The 17,411-nt window shown below is 47.1% G+C and carries 18 protein-coding genes; 12 read left to right on the forward strand and 6 right to left on the reverse strand.

Annotated features, from left to right (window positions below):
* Positions 1 to 4: 4 nt before the first annotated feature.
* From KHO06_RS16885 to KHO06_RS16915, 7 genes are read left to right on the forward strand one after another with little or no spacing between them, the layout of a single operon-like run.
* The gene (locus tag KHO06_RS16885) at positions 5 to 673 is read left to right on the forward strand and encodes a hypothetical protein (protein WP_005428879.1); all 669 of its coding nucleotides are present in this window, start codon (positions 5 to 7) and stop codon (positions 671 to 673) included.
* Positions 674 to 682: 9 nt separating this feature from the next.
* Complete coding sequence (locus KHO06_RS16890; protein ID WP_212582947.1) at positions 683 to 1,381, forward strand: ABC transporter ATP-binding protein; 699 nt, start codon at positions 683 to 685, stop codon at positions 1,379 to 1,381.
* Positions 1,369 to 2,637, forward strand: a complete 1,269-nt coding sequence (locus KHO06_RS16895; protein WP_212582948.1) for an ABC transporter permease — start codon at positions 1,369 to 1,371, stop codon at positions 2,635 to 2,637. Before KHO06_RS16890 ends, KHO06_RS16895 begins: the two co-directional genes overlap by 13 nt.
* Positions 2,630 to 3,415 carry an outer membrane lipoprotein-sorting protein gene (locus KHO06_RS16900; RefSeq protein ID WP_212582949.1) on the forward strand — a complete coding sequence of 262 codons (786 nt, stop codon included), beginning with the start codon at positions 2,630 to 2,632 and terminating at the stop codon, positions 3,413 to 3,415. The genes KHO06_RS16895 and KHO06_RS16900 overlap by 8 nt, the downstream gene beginning before the upstream one ends.
* 45 nt (positions 3,416 to 3,460) lie before the next feature.
* A complete protein-coding gene (locus tag KHO06_RS16905) occupies positions 3,461 to 4,789 on the forward strand; it encodes a hypothetical protein (RefSeq protein ID WP_212582950.1) in 1,329 nt (442 codons plus the stop codon).
* Positions 4,790 to 5,812 (forward strand): sensor histidine kinase, encoded by a 1,023-nt coding sequence (locus KHO06_RS16910; RefSeq protein WP_212582951.1) that lies wholly within the window; start codon positions 4,790 to 4,792, stop codon positions 5,810 to 5,812.
* A gap of 15 nt (positions 5,813 to 5,827) precedes the next feature.
* Positions 5,828 to 6,619: a LytTR family DNA-binding domain-containing protein gene (locus KHO06_RS16915; RefSeq protein WP_212582952.1), complete on the forward strand. Its 792-nt coding sequence runs from the start codon at positions 5,828 to 5,830 to the stop codon at positions 6,617 to 6,619.
* 139 nt (positions 6,620 to 6,758) lie between these two features.
* On the opposite strand, the gene KHO06_RS16920 is transcribed toward KHO06_RS16915, so the two are convergent.
* From KHO06_RS16920 to KHO06_RS16935, 4 genes are all read right to left on the reverse strand, one after another.
* Positions 6,759 to 7,253, reverse strand: coding sequence for a peptidylprolyl isomerase (locus KHO06_RS16920; protein WP_045371231.1), 495 nt, complete (start codon positions 7,251 to 7,253; stop codon positions 6,759 to 6,761).
* A 122-nt stretch (positions 7,254 to 7,375) separates the two neighbouring features.
* Positions 7,376 to 9,037 carry a methyl-accepting chemotaxis protein gene (locus KHO06_RS16925; protein WP_212582953.1) on the reverse strand — a complete coding sequence of 554 codons (1,662 nt, stop codon included), beginning with the start codon at positions 9,035 to 9,037 and terminating at the stop codon, positions 7,376 to 7,378.
* A gap of 175 nt (positions 9,038 to 9,212) precedes the next feature.
* A complete protein-coding gene (locus KHO06_RS16930) occupies positions 9,213 to 9,599 on the reverse strand; it encodes a DUF393 domain-containing protein (RefSeq protein ID WP_212582954.1) in 387 nt (128 codons plus the stop codon).
* A 41-nt stretch (positions 9,600 to 9,640) separates the two neighbouring features.
* Entirely contained in the window at positions 9,641 to 10,414 is a 774-nt protein-coding gene (locus tag KHO06_RS16935) for a DUF4344 domain-containing metallopeptidase (protein WP_212582955.1), read from the reverse strand.
* A gap of 198 nt (positions 10,415 to 10,612) precedes the next feature.
* Here KHO06_RS16935 and KHO06_RS16940 point away from each other — a divergent pair, with 198 nt between their 5' ends.
* From KHO06_RS16940 to KHO06_RS16955, 4 genes are all read left to right on the forward strand, one after another.
* Positions 10,613 to 11,245 (forward strand): CatB-related O-acetyltransferase, encoded by a 633-nt coding sequence (locus KHO06_RS16940; RefSeq protein WP_212582956.1) that lies wholly within the window; start codon positions 10,613 to 10,615, stop codon positions 11,243 to 11,245.
* 559 nt (positions 11,246 to 11,804) lie between these two features.
* The gene (gltS, locus tag KHO06_RS16945) at positions 11,805 to 13,040 is read left to right on the forward strand and encodes a sodium/glutamate symporter (RefSeq protein WP_005428854.1); all 1,236 of its coding nucleotides are present in this window, start codon (positions 11,805 to 11,807) and stop codon (positions 13,038 to 13,040) included.
* Positions 13,041 to 13,324: 284 nt separating this feature from the next.
* Positions 13,325 to 14,095 (forward strand): SDR family oxidoreductase, encoded by a 771-nt coding sequence (locus KHO06_RS16950; RefSeq protein WP_005531275.1) that lies wholly within the window; start codon positions 13,325 to 13,327, stop codon positions 14,093 to 14,095.
* Between the two features lie 101 nt (positions 14,096 to 14,196).
* Positions 14,197 to 14,742: an OsmC family protein gene (locus KHO06_RS16955; protein WP_038869862.1), complete on the forward strand. Its 546-nt coding sequence runs from the start codon at positions 14,197 to 14,199 to the stop codon at positions 14,740 to 14,742.
* 96 nt (positions 14,743 to 14,838) lie between these two features.
* Here the strand turns inward: KHO06_RS16955 and KHO06_RS16960 are convergent, their stop codons facing one another.
* Entirely contained in the window at positions 14,839 to 15,366 is a 528-nt protein-coding gene (locus tag KHO06_RS16960; RefSeq protein ID WP_012130328.1) for an RNA methyltransferase, read from the reverse strand.
* A gap of 232 nt (positions 15,367 to 15,598) precedes the next feature.
* Positions 15,599 to 16,696, reverse strand: coding sequence for an FAD-dependent oxidoreductase (locus tag KHO06_RS16965; protein ID WP_212582957.1), 1,098 nt, complete (start codon positions 16,694 to 16,696; stop codon positions 15,599 to 15,601).
* Positions 16,697 to 16,831: 135 nt separating this feature from the next.
* Between KHO06_RS16965 and KHO06_RS16970 the strand changes: the two genes are divergently transcribed.
* Complete coding sequence (locus KHO06_RS16970) at positions 16,832 to 17,401, forward strand: TetR/AcrR family transcriptional regulator (protein WP_012130325.1); 570 nt, start codon at positions 16,832 to 16,834, stop codon at positions 17,399 to 17,401.
* Positions 17,402 to 17,411 lie beyond the last annotated feature (10 nt).

Here is a 17,411-nt window from a genome sequence, read left to right on the forward strand (position 1 = left end):
GTACATGATGGTTTCTCAATCTCGCTCAATTAAAGCTCTTAAACTGGCAAGTACGTTTATCGCCGCATTTGCACTCTGCAGCAATCTGGCTCTGGCTAATCCAAGCGAGCGCACACTCAGTCAATTCAACCAAGCAGCACAGGGTGACTCTGGCTTAGTTGATACTGTTTATGGCGAACTATCCAAACAACTCGAAGAGCAGGGCGCAACGCCGGTGACCTTGGTTTACTTGGGCAGTGCGGAGACGTTGCAAGGTCGTGAGGCGTTTATGCCTTGGAACAAGATGAAGTTCACCGAGCGCGGTCTTGCCACTATCCAAAAAGGTTTGGACCTAATGGCGAATCAGCCAGTACCACTGCAAGAGCAGCAACGCTTACAAGGCTTGCCGGAATACCAGCTAGCTACCGCCATGGCAGCTACTACGTTTACCTCTCTGCCAGACATGTTCAATCATTTTGAGCGTGGCTACGAGCTGTACCTTTCTCTGCTTGATGAACCGAGTTTTAGCCAACAACCTTTTGCGGCTACTTCATGGATTTACCGTTATGCCATTGAAGCAGCACTACGAGCTGAAGATGTTCAACAAGCCAAAACATGGTTAGCGCAAATGGAGCAATTGGGTGACAGCAATCTAGAAACGCAAACCGCGAAAGCGCTACTAGCCAAGTATTAGGGAGGCGTCATGATCGTTTTTAATCAACTTAGTCGCGATTACGCCCTTGGCAGCCAAACGGTGCGTGCCTTGCGAGACGTGTCTGGTGAAGTATTTGCCGGCGAAATGGTGGCATTGTGTGGGCCGTCTGGTTCAGGAAAAAGCACCTTACTTAATGTGCTTGGCATGCTGGATACTCAATACCAAGGTCAGGTGACATTTGCAGGCAGCCCATATCCAACCGGACAAATGCAAGCTGCGAAAATGCGCCGTGAAAAGCTTGGCTTTGTGTTCCAGAAATTCAATCTTGTCCCTGTGATGACAGCGTTGGAGAACGTGGCTTATCCGCTACACCTCAACGGCTTCTCAAAAGCAGAACAAACTGAGCTCGCTACGCAAATGCTAGAACACGTTGGCTTGGGCGAATTTATTCATCATATGCCCGATAACTTGTCGGGTGGTCAGCAACAACGTGTGGCAATTGCTCGTGCGTTAGTACACAAACCAGCATTGGTGATTGCTGATGAGCCAACCGCAAGTCTTGATAGCCAAACTGCCAACAAGGTCATCGACATTATGAAATGGCTCGGACATGAGCTTGGTACTACTTTCATCGTCGCCACACACGATCATCGTATGGCATCTCGCTGCGATCGCACCATTGAATTGGTGGATGGCAAAATCACCCAAACGCACGCAAGTGTGGAGGAGGTTTCATGGGCAAGCTAATTCCTGTTTCGGTTCGCCTTGCTTGGTTGAACCTGCAACGCAATCGCCGCCGTAGTTTGTTGTCGATGCTGATCATCGCCATTGCCGTGTTTGCCTTAACCAGTGCGGGTGGTTTTGGTCTGTACACCTACGACAGTTTGAAAGAGTCGACGGCGCGTGACACGGGGCATCTGACGTTAACCACGCCGGGTTACTTTGCTAAAGAAGAAGAGATGCCGCTGAGTAACGGTTTAACTCATGCAGACGACATCACCAAGCAATTGATTGGCTTAAACGAAGTGCGAGGCGTGCAGCCACGAGTTGAGTTCAGCGGTTTGATTTCCAACGGCAACAAGTCCTCGATCTTTATCGGAATTGGCGTGAACGAACGCGAATTCGATATGAAAGGACCGTTTTTGGATGTGCGCGAAGGGCAGACGCTGTCCAATATTCATGCATCGCGTTATGACCCAGCAGAACCAGAAGTGATGCTCGGTGTTGATTTGGCGAACAACCTAAGCGTGCACGTTGGGGATTGGATTACCTTGCTGGCGACCACAACCGACGGAGCATTGAACGCGTATGACTTCAAAGTTCGTGGCATCTATTCAACCGGCGTACCTGAGCTTGATAAACGCCAACTGTACGTGCATATCAACAGCGCGCAATCGCTGCTCGGTTCAGACAAAATCAGTGCGCTATCTGTCTTTCTGTTCGACACCAGCTTAACTAGCCAAGTCGAGCAACAAGTGGCTTCGGTTCTGAGTAAGAATAAACAGAACTTTGGTGATCAAGATATTGAGATCACGCCTTGGCAAGAACGTGCGTTCTTCTATCTCAAAGTGAAAGGTTTGTACGACCGTATCTTCGGCATCATGGGCGCAGTAATGGCGTTAGTGGTCTTTGTTGCGCTGTTCAACACCATGACCATGTCGGTCACCGAGCGTACACGTGAAATCGGCACATTGTCAGCACTTGGTAGCTACCCTCGTGAAATCATAGCTGGGTTCTTGCGCGAAGCAGGGTTACTTGCGGTGATTGGCAGCTTAATCGGCGCTTTGTTTACTGGGTTAGTTACCTTCTTACTGATGGTAGTGGATGTGCAAATGCCGCCACCGCCAGGACGCACCGAAGGTTATCCATTGACGATTTACTTTTCTTGGGAGCTGGTGGCTGTTGCAGGATTCGCAGTATTGATGATTTGTTTGGTTGCGGCGTTTTTCTCTGCGCGCAAAGGGGTGAACAAGCCAATTACGGAGGCACTGATTTATGTTTAATTTCAAATCACTATTACCAATTGCATTGCTGACTGTAAGCGGCATGGCAAGCATGAATGCCAGTGCGAATGAAACACCGCTAGATGCACAACAAGTCGCGCAATTGATTGAAAAAGCCGACAGCTACCGCTTGCAAGATGATTCCTCTAAAGTGGTGTCAATGGTGCGCTTATATCAAGACCAAGAGTTAGACAAAACCCGCCTTTACCACGTGTACACGCGTCCAAATCGTGAATCGCTGGTGGTGTTCAAATCAGCAGTCGAAGCTGGGCAAAAGATGCTGATGATGGGCGATAACTACTGGCTGCAAATGCCAAAGAGCCGCCGTCCAATTCGCATTACGCCGATGCAAAAGCTGCTTGGTGAAGCGTCTATCGGCGACATCTCAACCCTGACGTGGAGCCAAGATTATCAAGGTGAATGGAAAGCGACAGAAACCGTTTCGGTGAACGGAGAGAGTGTCGCGGCTTATCATCTTGCCTTAACCGCGAAAACCAAAGGGGCGAGCTATCAGAAGATCGACTTGTGGTTGTCTGAGCAAGATGCGTTTCCAATCAAAGCCGATCTTTACTTGCGCTCTGGCAAACTCGCCAAGCAAGCGCAATACGGACGTGCAACCGACAACGGTGAAGACTACGTCAGTGAGATGACCTTGCTTGATAGCATTCAGCCGAGCAAAAAAACCGTTATCGAGTATCAAGAAATCGTGCCTTGGCAACTGGACAATAAGTTCTACAACCCAAGCTATTTGCCTAAAGCCAATACGACTCAGCTTTAGCCTGAACTCTGTAAATAGATTGATGAAAACGAGCAAGGAAGTCACATGAAACCGCACCAGCTTAACCTTAACAAAAGCATCAGTCTGTTGATTGCTGCGTCATTGTGTGTGGGCGCTGCAGCCCCAGTTTTTGCCAATGATGAACTGAGTTTTGAGTGGGATTGGGCTGTCAGTTACGAAACTGCCAAGCAGCGTGACAGCGCATTTATGCAGGCGCAGGGCAGTTCTCGTGATTCACTTAATGCACTGTTGGATGTGCAGGTGAATTATCAGAACTTCAGTGGTTTGTTCGCTCTGTATAGCCAAGGGTTGTACCTCAACCAACAAGGAGTGAGTGGTTGGTGGAGTGAAGCTGATAACCAATTGCTGATTCGAGAGCTTGCTTGGCTAGGGGAGTGGCAAGTCGGTGATACCACACTTGATGTGAGCTTAGGTAAGTTGCGCGTGGATTGGGGCGTGGGTTATGGCTACCGACCATTGGATCTGTTTAAGCCGTATCGACAAAACCCTGTTGGCTTAGTCGCAGAAGAGGGTGCGGGTGTGTTTTCACTTTCACACTATGATATGGCAGGCGAGTGGACGGTCATTGCGACGGATTCAAGCTGGGGGCAACAAGACCAAAGTGCACTTGATCAAGCCGCAGAGCAACGAGGTATTGGTATCCGTCGTTATGCGCTGGTGGGTGACACCGAGTATCAACTTATTAGTTATTACGATGATGTGCGCCGAGGTTTACTTGGCGCCAGTGCCATTGCCGTGTGGGATGAATCCATCGCTATGCACGGTTCCATGCTGTGGCAAAAACAAAGTGTCGGCTATCAGTTTCAGCAGGATGATCTTTACCAACCTGTTTCGGTTGAAGAGCAGGGCAGTGCATTCCAAGCTTTAGTTGGGGTGAACTGGGCAAACCAAGCCGGACACAACGTGATTGCTGAATATTGGTACGACAGCCGAGCATGGTCGAAAAGCGAATGGCAACAAGTAATAGAACGTGGCGAATTACTCTCTCAAACCCTTAATCCCCAAACGTCTCTGCTTGCAACAAGCTACGCCCAAGGGTTTCAGCATGCCAATATCGTTCAGCATAACGTAATGCTGCACTGGAGTTGGGATGTAGAAGCATGGGCTGCATGGAACGGCGAAGCGGATATGGGCTGGCTTAGTGATGTAACCCCTACGTTGGATGTGATGCTGTCGCCACAAGATGGTGGTGTGATTGTCACACAGTGGCTTAACTACCAATGGATTGATACTGGCGATCAAAGTGTAGAAGTGGAAGTTGCCGCACGCTTTTTAACCGGAGACGACCAATCTGCTTACGCACAAATCAATGATAAGCATATGATTGTATTTAACATCAAAGGGAAGTTCTAAATGTGTTCAGCAAAATCAGTGGTGAAAAGTGGATGGCCGCGTAGCTTATTAGTGACCACGGCATTTTGTCTCTTTATCGCAGCAATGACGCTCTCGGTTTGGGGCGGTCCATTCTACATTCATGTGGCGGTTAGCTTTGGATTTGGCTATTCGGCTATCTTCTTCTCATGGCTTGTCGACCGCCTGTTTCCTACCATTCCTCGTTTGGCGGAAGTGGCTATCTCGCTGACGGAATGCCTACTGTTTGGTGTGGTGAACGCCCAGCTTTGGCTTGGGGAATACTTCGGTATCTCAAGTATGCTGTCGGTTGGTCTAATGGGATTGTTATTCAGTGCCATGTGCTTTTTCTATTTCTATTCACGCGAGCAACATGCGATCGCTCAGCGAGAGTTGGAAACCATCAAACGCGAGAAAGCAGAGCAAGATCGTGCGCTGTTGCTGAGTCAGCTTAAACAGATGCAAAGCCAGATTGAACCGCATTTTCTATTCAATACCTTGGCGAATATCAGCGCGCTCATGTCGCAAGATGTCGATAAAGCCAAGCTGATGCTAGAACAGTTGACCGCGCTGCTGCGAGCAACGCTAAAAAGCTCACGCGAAGAACACACCACCATAGACAATGAAACGGCGTTACTTGAGGCTTACTTAAGCATCCAGCAAACCCGTTTGGGTGATCGACTGAGTTACAAGATTGAGGTGGAAGAGGGGTTAGGCAGAACCGAATTACCGCCGATGATGCTCCAACCTTTAATCGAAAACGCCATCATCCATGGCATTGAGCCAAAGCGAGAAGGTGGAGAAGTCAGTTTGCTCATCAAGTGCGAACAACAGAACTTGAAGATTGAAGTCAGAGACACAGGTGTTGGCTTGAATCACGTTAGTGGGCACATGGGCTCTGGTGTGGGTCTAAGTAATCTCAAGCAGCGAGTTGAAGCTTTGTTCGCAGGGCAAGGAGAGGTTTCTATCAGTGAGTCTGCTCAGGGTGGCGTTTGTGTTCGCTTGCGCTGGCCAATGGAATCGTAATCAAGGAAGAAAGGAATGAATACAGGGTTTACTGCGATTATTGCTGATGATGAACCGCTATTGAGGCGTCATCTTGATAAAAGCCTAGCTGAAGTGTGGCCTGAGCTAGAGGTAATAGCCAAAGTCGCGGATGGTGAACAAGCGTTGCAAGCCATTGAGCAAAACCAACCTGACATTGCGTTTCTTGATATTCGTATGCCAGTGTTGGATGGCATGACACTATCGCAAAAACTCAATCAACTCGCCAATCCACCTTTGATTGTGTTTGTTACCGCGTACGATGATTACGCCATCAAAGCTTTTGAGCAAAATGCCGCCGATTATTTACTCAAGCCTATCTCGGATGAGCGCCTGCTGACGACTTGTGAAAGAGTGAAAGCACGCCTTGCTAAGCGAGAGCAAGAAAGCAGTAATGTGCAGATGAGCAGCCTGTTAGAACAGTTGCAGCAATTATCCGCCCCACAAACTCCGCAATATCTTCAGTGGATCAAAGCGACGCAAGGGGAAGATATTCATCTAATTGCCACGTCTGATGTGCTGTATTTCAAAGCGGAAGAAAAATACGTTTCTGTATATGCGCAGCAAGGACAAGGCAAAGTGCAGGAGTATTTGATTCGCACCTCGTTGAAAGAGTTGATAGGGCAGCTTAACCCAGAACAGTTCTGGCAAGTGCACCGTTCAAGCGTGGTGCAAGTGTGCAAAATTAGCAAAGTAAACAAAGACTTTGCAGGCAGAATGTTTGTTCACGTTGGAGAAAACAAGCTCGCTGTGAGCCGTGCATCTCAAAGTTTGTTCAAAGGGATGTAATCGCTAGAACTGCTCACTCTTTACACTGTAAACTCGCTGCTCATTTTTTCAGCAATGAAAACAAAAAGCGCCCAAGTCATAAGACGTTAGGCGCTTTCTTCGTTTTGGAGCGACGATTTCTCCGAAGAGGCGAATGTGCTTATTCGCTGACTGTCACTTTCTCAATAATGATTGGATCGCATGGCACATCATCGTGACCAAGTTTAGAGGTCGTTTTCACTTTCGCGATACGGTTTACGACATCCATACCCGCGGTCACTTTACCAAACACCGCGTAACCCCAGCCTAGGTTGGTGGTTGCAGTGTGGTCTAGAAAATCATTGTCTTCCAAGTTAATGAAGAACTGAGCTGTTGCAGAGTGTGGTGCATCGGTACGCGCCATTGCGATAGTGCCAACAAGGTTCTTTAGACCACGGTTTGCTTCGTTCGCGATCGGAGCGCGCGTTGGCTTTTCTGTCATGTCTTCGGTATGACCGCCACCTTGAATCATAAAGCCATCGATAACGCGGTGGAAAATGGTGCCGTTGTAGAAGCCATCTTCACAGTATTTTTTGAAGTTCTTTGAGCTAACTGGTGCTCGTTCTAGGTTCAGTTCAATCTCGATGTCACCGAAATTGGTGGTCATAATAATCATCTGGTTTTGCCCTTGTGGGTGCTAAGTTGGCGGCATTATAGCTAAGTCGCATTATGATAGCAGAAATAAAAACAGCGACGTTTTGGCGTCGCTGTTTGCATGTTGAGTGCTTGAGTAAAGCTCTAGACCGTAAAGCGACCGACTAAGTCGTACAGCTCGTTGGCTTTGTGGTTAAGGTTGCCACTGCCTGCACGGTTTTGATTCGCAAGGCTTGCCGACTGACTGCTTTGTTGAGAGATCACTTCGATGCGCTGTGAAATCTCTTGCCCAACTTGGCTTTGCTCTTCGGTTGCCGTTGCGATCAGTGTGTTCATATCCATGATGTTAGCAATTGCGGCTTGGATTTCTTGCAGTGCGGCAGAGGCAGCTCTTGCCTCTTCAACCGTAGCTTCACCACGCGCTTGGCTTGAGCCCATCGCTTTCACTGCCGCATCCGAGCCAGACTTCAACTGCTCAATCATTTGGTGAATTTCGCCTGTGCTGTCTTGAGTGCGACTCGCCAGTTTACGAACCTCATCGGCAACGACTGCGAAGCCGCGACCTTGTTCGCCTGCACGGGCTGCTTCAATTGCGGCGTTTAGTGCCAATAGGTTGGTTTGCTCGGCAATATCTTGAATCACTTCTAGCGAAGAAGAAATGTTTTGTACATCGCTCTCTAAACGAGAAATCACCGTGCTGGCTTCTGAAACTTCTAAAGCAAGCGCTTCGACGGAGTTCGCTGCTGAATCAACAATGTGCTTCGCTTGCTGTGAGTTTTCATCGGCATCTTTTGCTGATTGCGCAGCCTGATTAGCGTTGCTTGAAATCTCGTGCGCTGTTGCCGTCATTTCAGTCATTGCCGCAGCGACTTGTTCCGTCTCTTCTCGTTGGCCAGACGCCAGCTCATCCACCTGAGAAGCTCGCTGTGACATGTGATTGGTTTCTGAAACCACTTCTTGCCCTACGTGGCTAACGCTCTTGATGATGCTTTGTAGGCTCTCAACAAAGGTATTGAAGTTGCGGCTAAGCTGGGTGAACTCCGGTACGCTTGATTCTTCCATGCGTGCGGTTAAGTCTGCATCGCCTTGTGCGAAAGAGTGAATCGAAGCATCAAACTGTTCAATCGGCTTCATTATGCTGCGGTTAACGAACACCGCGAAGATCGCAACGATGGTGGCAATCGAGACACAGAACAGGGCGATTGCTGTCAGTGTGGTATTCAAGGCTTGATGCGCTGAGTCTTCCATGCTCGCGATAATGGCGTCGATATCGTCAGTGTAGAAGCCTGTACCCAGCATCAAATCCCATTCAGGAATAAACACCGAGTAGCTCAGTTTCGGTAGTGCTTCGCTCTGACCGAGTTTCGGGAAGTAATAAGTCGTGAACTCACCGGTTTTGGAATTGTTGAGCAAATCCTGAATCAGGTAATTGCCTTTCTTGTCTTGCAAGTTATAGAAGTTTTCCCCGATGCCTTTGGTGTTTTGACCCGTCACAACGCGAACGCCTTTTGAATCGTAGCCAAAGATGTAGCCGGATTGGCCAAACTCCAACTGCTGCAAGATAGGCAATGCTTCATCTAGTGGGGCGTTTTGAGCGAGCAGTGGCTCAACAGCAGAGCGAGCGAGTTGAACGTAGTTTTTGAGCTCAGCTTTTTTCATCTCCATCATTTGACTTCGAGTCTGCTCAATTTCTTGTTCGTTATAGGCCGTAGTTTGCAGATAGGTAAACCACATCATGCCTATTGCCATAGTTAGAATTGGAATTATTGAAAGGATATATAGTCGTTTTCTGATCGTCAGATTCATAGAGACGTCCTTCTCTCGGCGCAGCGTTACAAGTAACAAGCTGAACAAGCTTGCCTGATAAAATCATTAATACTTATTGTTGTAATGCTTAGAGATTAACCGAGTTAATCAATCAGAAGTACTGGAAATTTATAAATCTAGACTAAGGTCGTAGCATTTTAAAGCAGGATCACAATTAACGTGAACACGAATCATTATTGCAGCGAGAAGTGCCCGTTAACCAATAAGAGACGCGGTAGCGATTTTTGGCAAACTTGAGGTATAGCCAATCTGCAAGGGGGTTGACCATGCGCCAACGCAGCGGTGCGTACATCCAACCGCGACCAACCAGTTGCCATGCTCGATGAGTGACATCCAACCCAAGCAGCAACTCACCTTTCTCGTTGAGGGCGTGCAAAATGGTATTGGCTTGCTCAGGATCGATTTGCGGATAGTCGGCGAACGCCTCGCTGTAGATGTCTACGGTTTTGATTTGCTGCTTGGCATCACGTTGTTTTAGCGCTTTCATCTCTTTGGCGCACAAGGGGCAAGTGCCATCATAAAATACGGTCAGTTTGGTCATGGTTGAGCTCATCGTTGGCTGTTCTTATCCCTTTTACGCGATTATTTTTCTTTTAGTTCATTGTCTTGCAAGTAATGCAGCCAGTTATCTCGGATGTTGCCGTAATTGAATTGGCAGAACTCTTTACGATCGCGTAAGTAATCTTTTTCTACTTCATCGAGCAAGGCTTTGTATTGTTCTGGATCGCTGCCGTAGACCAGACACAGGGTCGAGAAGTAACGCTGTAGGTCGAAACTGTGCTCGTCAATGTACTCTCCAAAATCGTAGTAGTCCGGCCTGTCGTCGGATTCGAATGCGAACATGTCCGCAGCACTGATCGCCACATCGGCACCGTCATCGACGTAATCAATCAACAAAATGGTCGCGAAGTTGTCGACCGCATCTTCTTCCTTGCCTAGTACCGGAATGTTTTGATCGGCAATGTACGCGTGTCCGGCTTCGTGCAATAGCGTGTGCAGCAAAGTATCGATCGCGCCCGTTTTCGGTGATTTACCGTAACGTTCTTGGTATTTGTTGTTGGTGAAGTAGTTGAATGATTCCAGATAGAAGGTGTAGGGAATATGGATGCTGTGAGTTTCTGGATCGTAAAGTGGACCGTCTTCGCCACCGTAGGTCAGTGTTAGTGGGTTATCAAACGGGAAGTAATCATCAGAAAGTTGGAAAAAGATGTCGTTCACTTCACTGCTTTCAATCACTTGCGCAGCAAAGCGATCGTCGGCAGTTTCCGTAGGGCGGTATTCGATTTTAATGTTTTCGCTCGCAGACGCTGTGGCAGCAAACAGCAGCAGAAAGGCAAAGGCTGAGTGACTTTTCATTTTCGGAATCTTGTTATTTGTTTGGTTTGCTTGAAAATTATACATGCTTTTTATAGTGTGCGCGCTGGAGGACACATTCATGAATAATCCATTACTACTGCAACCCCGCATCCAATAGGCGTCGTTGACTGAGAACGCAGCAACAACGCCACGAGAAATCGTTCCGTGGTATACATTTACTCTATTGAGGTAACTGCCATGAAAAAACACTGGTCCAAATTTCAGTACCTGCACCAAGTGGTGCAAAACCAAAATATCCACATCAAAGGCACCCACAGTTACTACAGCGATTGTTGGGATAACGGCTTTGAAGATTCGGTCGTGCGGTATCTGCATGGCGATGAAGTCAGTAAAGCGTGGCAGCCAAGGTGGGAAATCGATCAGCTTTACATTGGTGACTACGTTTGTATCGCGGCTGAAGCGGTCATTTTGATGGGCGGTAACCATAATCACAGGACGGACTGGTTCTGTCTGTATCCGTTCCTTGATGACGTTGAGCAATCTTACCAAGGCAAAGGTGATACCGTGATTGGTGACGCAGCTTGGATTGGCATGCGTGCGATGATCATGCCCGGTGTCACCATTGGGGAAGGCGCAGTGATTGCCGCAAACAGCGTTGTGACCAAAGATGTCCCGCCTTACACCGTGGTGGCAGGATCTCCGGCAAAGCCTGTTAAGCTTCGTTTTGAGCAAGACACCATTGATAAGTTGCTTGATCTGCAAATTTATTCGTGGAACGAGGCTAAGTTCGAGGCGCTTCGTGCTTTCATCTGCAGTAATGATATTGAACAGTTGATCATTGCTGAAGCAAACTATGAAAGTGGCGAATAGCACTGAAATGAGGAAAATTTTCAGCGATATGTTATAATCTCGCTCCGTTGTAACGAGAACACTTGTTGCAAGCTTGAGAATTTCCCGGGATTCGGCTCGTTTCAAACACCATGAGTCAGAGTTTTTGAACTACGATGGGATACAAGCAAACCCAGATGTTAGAGCGCCACTTCGGCGCTCTATTCGTTATGACGGGAGGAACTTTGCTCGATAGTGATGATCACTTTCTGTTTAAGTAAGGGAGCCCGATAGCGGTTCAGAAAGTGTCACTCGACAATACTCACAACACGATATCCACCTTCTGCAATCAGTCATTTCTGTTTGTATATGAAGAGGATAAGAAGGAGCTTAACAGGCTCCTTTTACATTTTAGGGCTTGCGAATAGCGCGTAAATCAGAACATCGCTTAACGACCGTCCCTTAAACTAGCCTAAGGCGCATTTAACACAACCTTTTGAGTATTTTCGAAAAAATATAGCGAGAAAATTTGCTATTGAGCGAAGGTTAAACTAACACTCAATCATTACGGAGGATGAAGAGAACAATAATAAGAGGCGATATGAATCATTTAATATCTGTAGGTGCACTGGAGTCCTTTTTGGTTGCGATCAGTGTGCTTTTCCTGGGGCATTTCATTAATGCTAAGCTACCGATCTTAAAGAAATTCAACATACCTGAGCCGATTGTCGGGGGCTTAATTGTCGCCTGCATCATTACTGCTCTTCATTTTAACGGCGTCGACTTGGAGTTCGACTTACCGTTGCAGAACACATTTATGCTGATGTTCTTTGCTACTGTTGGTTTGGCAGCAAACTACACTCAGTTGATGAAAGGGGGCGCGAAGGTTTTCATTTTCTTAGCCGTCGCGTCGTTCTACATCATCATTCAAAACGGTGTCGGTGTCTCACTGGCAGCGGCATTGGGTTTAGATCCGCTGATGGGGCTTATCGCTGGTTCGATTACTCTGTCAGGTGGTCACGGCACAGGTGCGGCGTGGTCACAAACTTTCCAAGACGTTTACGGTTTGAATAACGTATTGGAAATCGCGATGGCGTCAGCAACATTCGGTTTGATCATCGGTGGTATCATCGGTAGTCCGGTTGCGCAGCGTCTGGTCGAAAAGAACAACATCGAATCTGAGTATGGTCGTGGTGGTCGAGATGCGAAAACCCACGAGAAATTCCCAGAGTTGGTGACGTACAACGAGTACGAAGAAGACAAAGTAACCGCGAAAAAAGTGGTTGAGAAACTGTTCTTCCTATTGATCTGTGTAACCGGTGCTAAGTACGTAGAACAATGGGTGAGCACTTACGACATCCAATGGTTGATGATTCCAGACTTCGTTTACGCGTTGTTCATCGGTGTGATCATCACTAACTTCTTGGAAGTGACCAAGATTCGTAAGCTCGATGCCGAAACGGTCGACATGTTAGGTACGGTATCGCTGTCCCTGTTCTTAGCGATGGCTTTGATGAGCTTGAAACTATGGAACATCTTCGATCTAGCGATCCCATTCTTGGTGATTCTAGGCGTGCAGTCAGTGATTCTGGCTATCTTCACCTACTACGTAACGTTCAAGGTGATGGGTAGCAACTACGACGCTGCAGTTATTGCAGGCGGTCACTGTGGTTTTGGTTTGGGTGCAACCCCAACCGCGGTAATGAACATGGGCTCAATCGTTAACCGCTTTGGTCCATCACCCCAAGCGTTCATGGTTGTGCCGATTGTTGGTGCATTCTTTATCGACATCGTTAACTTGATCATTCTACAGGGCTACATCTCGTTCCTTGGTTAGATTGATAAAAATGCTTATAGAGGCCACAGTTTATCTGTGGCCTTTTTTGTATTTATTGATGATTTGAGCGGATTAAATAAAAAATATTTAGTATTAACGTATTGAATAATAAAGAAATGATAAAATATACCTATCAGTAGGTAGATAAAGTTGTTGACGTAAAAATAATATGATCTTAAAGTAGCAACCACTGACGAGGAGCTGGGCCCCAAACCACCTCCTTTTTTAATAAAAACACCACCTACTTACTAGTAGGTAGGCAAATAAGAGAAAGGAAACGTATTATGTTCAACACATCTTCAATTGCACTTATCGTAGGCGGCTCATCAGGTATGGGTAAAGCGACAGCAGAACGACTTCTTAAAGCTGGTGTACCTGTCATGATTCTTTCACACGATAAAAACAACCTCGCTGAAGCAAAACAGGATTTAGAAAGTGTGACCAAAGGTCAGGTAGAGACCGCTCAAGTTGACCTGTATGACCCAAGTGCAGTGAAAAGCTTCATCGAACAATTGAATGCTGAAAAACGTCATATTGGTTACTTGGTTAATGCTGCTGGCTTCTTCAAACCAGTTGATTTCCTTGACCACTCAGAGCGTGATTACGACCTACAACTAGACATGAACCGCGCGTTTTTCTTCATCACTCAGGCCGTGGCGAAAAACATGAAAGCGCACGGTGGCGGTGCGATCGTAAATATCGGTTCTATGTGGGCTCACCAAGCAATTAAAGCAACGCCATCATCAGCGTACTCAATGCAAAAAGCAGGTCTTCATGCTCTGACGAAAAACCTAGCAATCGAACTTGGTGATCACGGTGTACGCGTAAATGCTGTAGCACCAGCTGTTGTGATGTCGACGATTTACAAGTCATTTATCGCGGAAGAAGAAATCGAATCAGCACTACAAGGCTTCAATGACTTCCACCCAATCGGCCGTATCGGTTCAACAGAAGATGTGGCGGACGCGATTGAGTACTTACTGTCAGACAAATCATCTTGGGTAACTGGCACAGTACTTAACGTCGACGGCGGCGTAATGGCTGGCCGTAACTAACCTCACTAAATGTGCAAATTGGGGCCTTTCACTCCATCCCTAAAGGCCCCAATTAAAAATTCAGTAGTAAACACGACATCAAATAATAACAAGGACATATCATGGATAACTCACCACTAAACGGCATTAAACTCGATGACCTAGCAGCTTACACTCAAGTGATCACTGAAGACGCAACGCAGGCGATCTCTGAATACGGCATTGTTGCCGAATGGAAAGGCGGCGTTCACAGTGAAATCCGTACTTTGAATCAAAAGGTTGGCGGAAAAGAAATCGTCAAAGACTTCAGTTTCGAAGTTGGTGAACCAGAAGAGCTATTGGGCAACAATGCATACCCAACACCTCAAGATTACCTATTGGGCGGCATGGCTGGTTGCATGATGGTGGGGTTTGTTGCGGGTGCGAGTGCTCGTGGTATCAAGCTAGACGCTGTGAAACTAACCATCAAAGGTGCCCTGGATTTACGTGGCTTCCTAAATGTGAGCGAAGAAGCGCCGGTTGGCTTTGATGAAATCCAATTTCAATTTGAAGTAAAAGGTGAGGGGACTCAGGCTGATTATGACGAAGTCATAGCGAGCGTACAGCAGTTCTCCCCAAACTACCGCACCATTAGCGATGCGGTGAAAGTTTCCGCCATCGTTGCATAACCAAAACGTTAATCAAAAATCACGCACACTTTTTCACTGCTTTGAGCCTATATTTCGATATAGGCTCTTTTTTTATTCAGCAGTACCGAATCTAAATTATTGCGCTGTTACGCAGTCTTTGACCTTCAATCGATTCTTGTTGTCTCGGTTAGCCATCACTTGTTGATGGTCGTCAATCGTGCCAAGGTTTTTCGCCAAACGATCATACAAGACAACATTGACTGTTGCCGCCAAGTTCATGCAGCCATTGGTGGGTACATACACCACGTGATCGGCCTTATCGACAACCTCTTGCGGAAGTGAGCCATCTTCAGGGCCAAAGATATACACCGCGTTTTCTGGATGTGCAAAAAGAGGCAACGCTGTAGCGCCGACGGCCAACTCAACACACACCACTTTCACGTCTTCAGCAAGGTGAGCAGTGAGATCGTCCATTTCGACCAAATCGATACGTTCGTGCATGTTCTTGGTGTCGGTTCGGAATTTTGCCGCACGATTATAGCGAGTGCCGTTATAACGAACTTGCGTGGCGTCATAACACCCTGCTGCGCGCATCACCGCTCCCACATTGGTTGGATCTTTAGGGTTATACAGTCCAAGAATGACCGTTGACTGTGCTGTCATTGCTGTTGTTCTATTTAATGGTTTTAGGATAAGAGCTCGATGCTCGATGCTCCTTGAGCGTGGGATTATGGACTTAACCCGCCAGAAGTACTATCACAATATTTTTTAGAAGTAGAAGTAGAAGTAGAAGTAGAAGTAGAAGTAGAAGTAGAAGTAGAAGTAGAGGTAGAGGTGAGGGACGAGTGGGTTACGGGGAGCAGTAATCTCCCCATAAATGAATGAATAATGCAATTTAAGGAGCGGCGAGCTGTTCGATCACACTCTCTGCTGCTTCTAATGCGCCCTCAATAAATCCGCCGAACTCTTTTGCCGATTCCGTTCCCGCAAAGTACATGCCCTGTTGGCTTAATTGCTCCAGTGATGCGTTGAGCCCATAACGCGGGTGATGAGTTGGCATAGCGTGATCTTTTTCAACCGCTGTGTATGCCTCTTTCGACCAGTCCAACAGTTTTACTTCTGTGACGTTATAGGCCTCAGGGCCAAAGAGTCGCGCTAGTTGCTCAACGGCCATGGTTTTCAATTCGGTAGCGCCTAGTTTCGCGCGAGTTTGAGCATCGTAACCGATAAAACCGAACAGGGCGGCATGACCATTTTCAGCACTGGCGTCATGAATTTCCACCAATGGACCAACTTGGCTGTTTGCGTAACCGGACAATCCGTTTTCACGCCAGAAAGGTCGGTCATAAATGGCGAAGAATTTCGCGTGAGCGGCCATCCATGTGGGCGTTTTGTCCAGCGCGTTCAACGCCGTTTCTGGAAGGGCTGGCGTAAAGCGGATGTTATTAGCAATCAAACGATGAGGGAGCGCAAAGATGATGTTCTCACTCTCTAAAGTCAACTGCTCTGCTTGGTGGATGACATCGACGCTATAACCTTGAGCTTCATTATGGCTTACTGCGTGTACTTGATGTTCATATTTGATGTTTTCTGGGTTGAGTAACTTTGTCACTCCCGCCACCAATTGCGCCATGCCACCCGATACTCTCATGGATTGAGGAGAAGAAAAGAACTGATTCGAAACTTGACGAATACCAGCCTGCCCGGCTTGTTCGATTAACATATCGCCAGTTTCGTACTGCTCTAAGATGGGCAGCGATAAGTTGTCGACAAGCCTCATGACGCGATGGTTCATGTTGGGCCAAAACCACGATGGACCGAGGTCAAATTGGTCACTTTGACTGTGTGCAGCCAAGCTCGCAGAAGAAATAATTCGACCACCGAGTCTGCTTCTCGCCTCAAGTAGCAAGTAGCTATACCCTGTTTTCTCTAGATACGCTGCAGTGTAGAGACCGCTTAAACCGCCTCCGATAATAATAAAATCGTATTTCATTGTTTGCCCTTGATGTTAATTATCTACTGATAGGTAGGTTAAGTCTTTTTTGAAAAATAAACAATACCTATCGGTAGGTAGACAGATTTGTGAGGGCATGCTATCTTTTGCGAAAATGTTTAAGGTGGAAGCCACATGAAAGAACTTAGCCCAACGGCTGCAAAGATTGCCGACCTTGCTGAAAGCTACATACAAAGCCGAGGTTTTAATGGTTTTAGCTTTCGCGATATCCAAAATGAACTGGGTATCAAGACCGCGAGTATTCACTACCATTTCAAAACCAAGCAAGACTTGGCGGAAGCGGTGTTTGAACGCTATCTCGCAAACTACGAAGCGGCGTTAATTCAGATCGAGAGCCAACCAAGCAGTGCTGAGGAAAAAATTGAAGCGTTGGCTGATATTTTTATTGGTGTACGCGAGCAAGATAAGCTGTGTTTGTGTGGCATGTACGCTTCTGACTTTTACTCTTTGGCAGATGGTCTAGAAGGGCTGCTGTCGCGCTTTGTACAAACGAATGAGCAATGGCTACAAAAAATCATTGATCAGGGTGCAGAAAATGGAGAGTTCGACTTACGAGTGGAATCCGCCCAAGTTGCAAGGCTAATCTTTGTTGCGCTGGAAGGCAGTATGTTACTTTCTCAGTTTAAAGATGCTGATTACATTCGTAGCGTGAAGGCGAGTTGTCTCGCACTCCTTAAACGCTAATATTTTCATA

Origin of the sequence: Vibrio sp. B1FIG11, from assembly GCF_905175335.1 — a bacterium.
Lineage (GTDB): Bacteria > Pseudomonadota > Gammaproteobacteria > Enterobacterales > Vibrionaceae > Vibrio > Vibrio campbellii.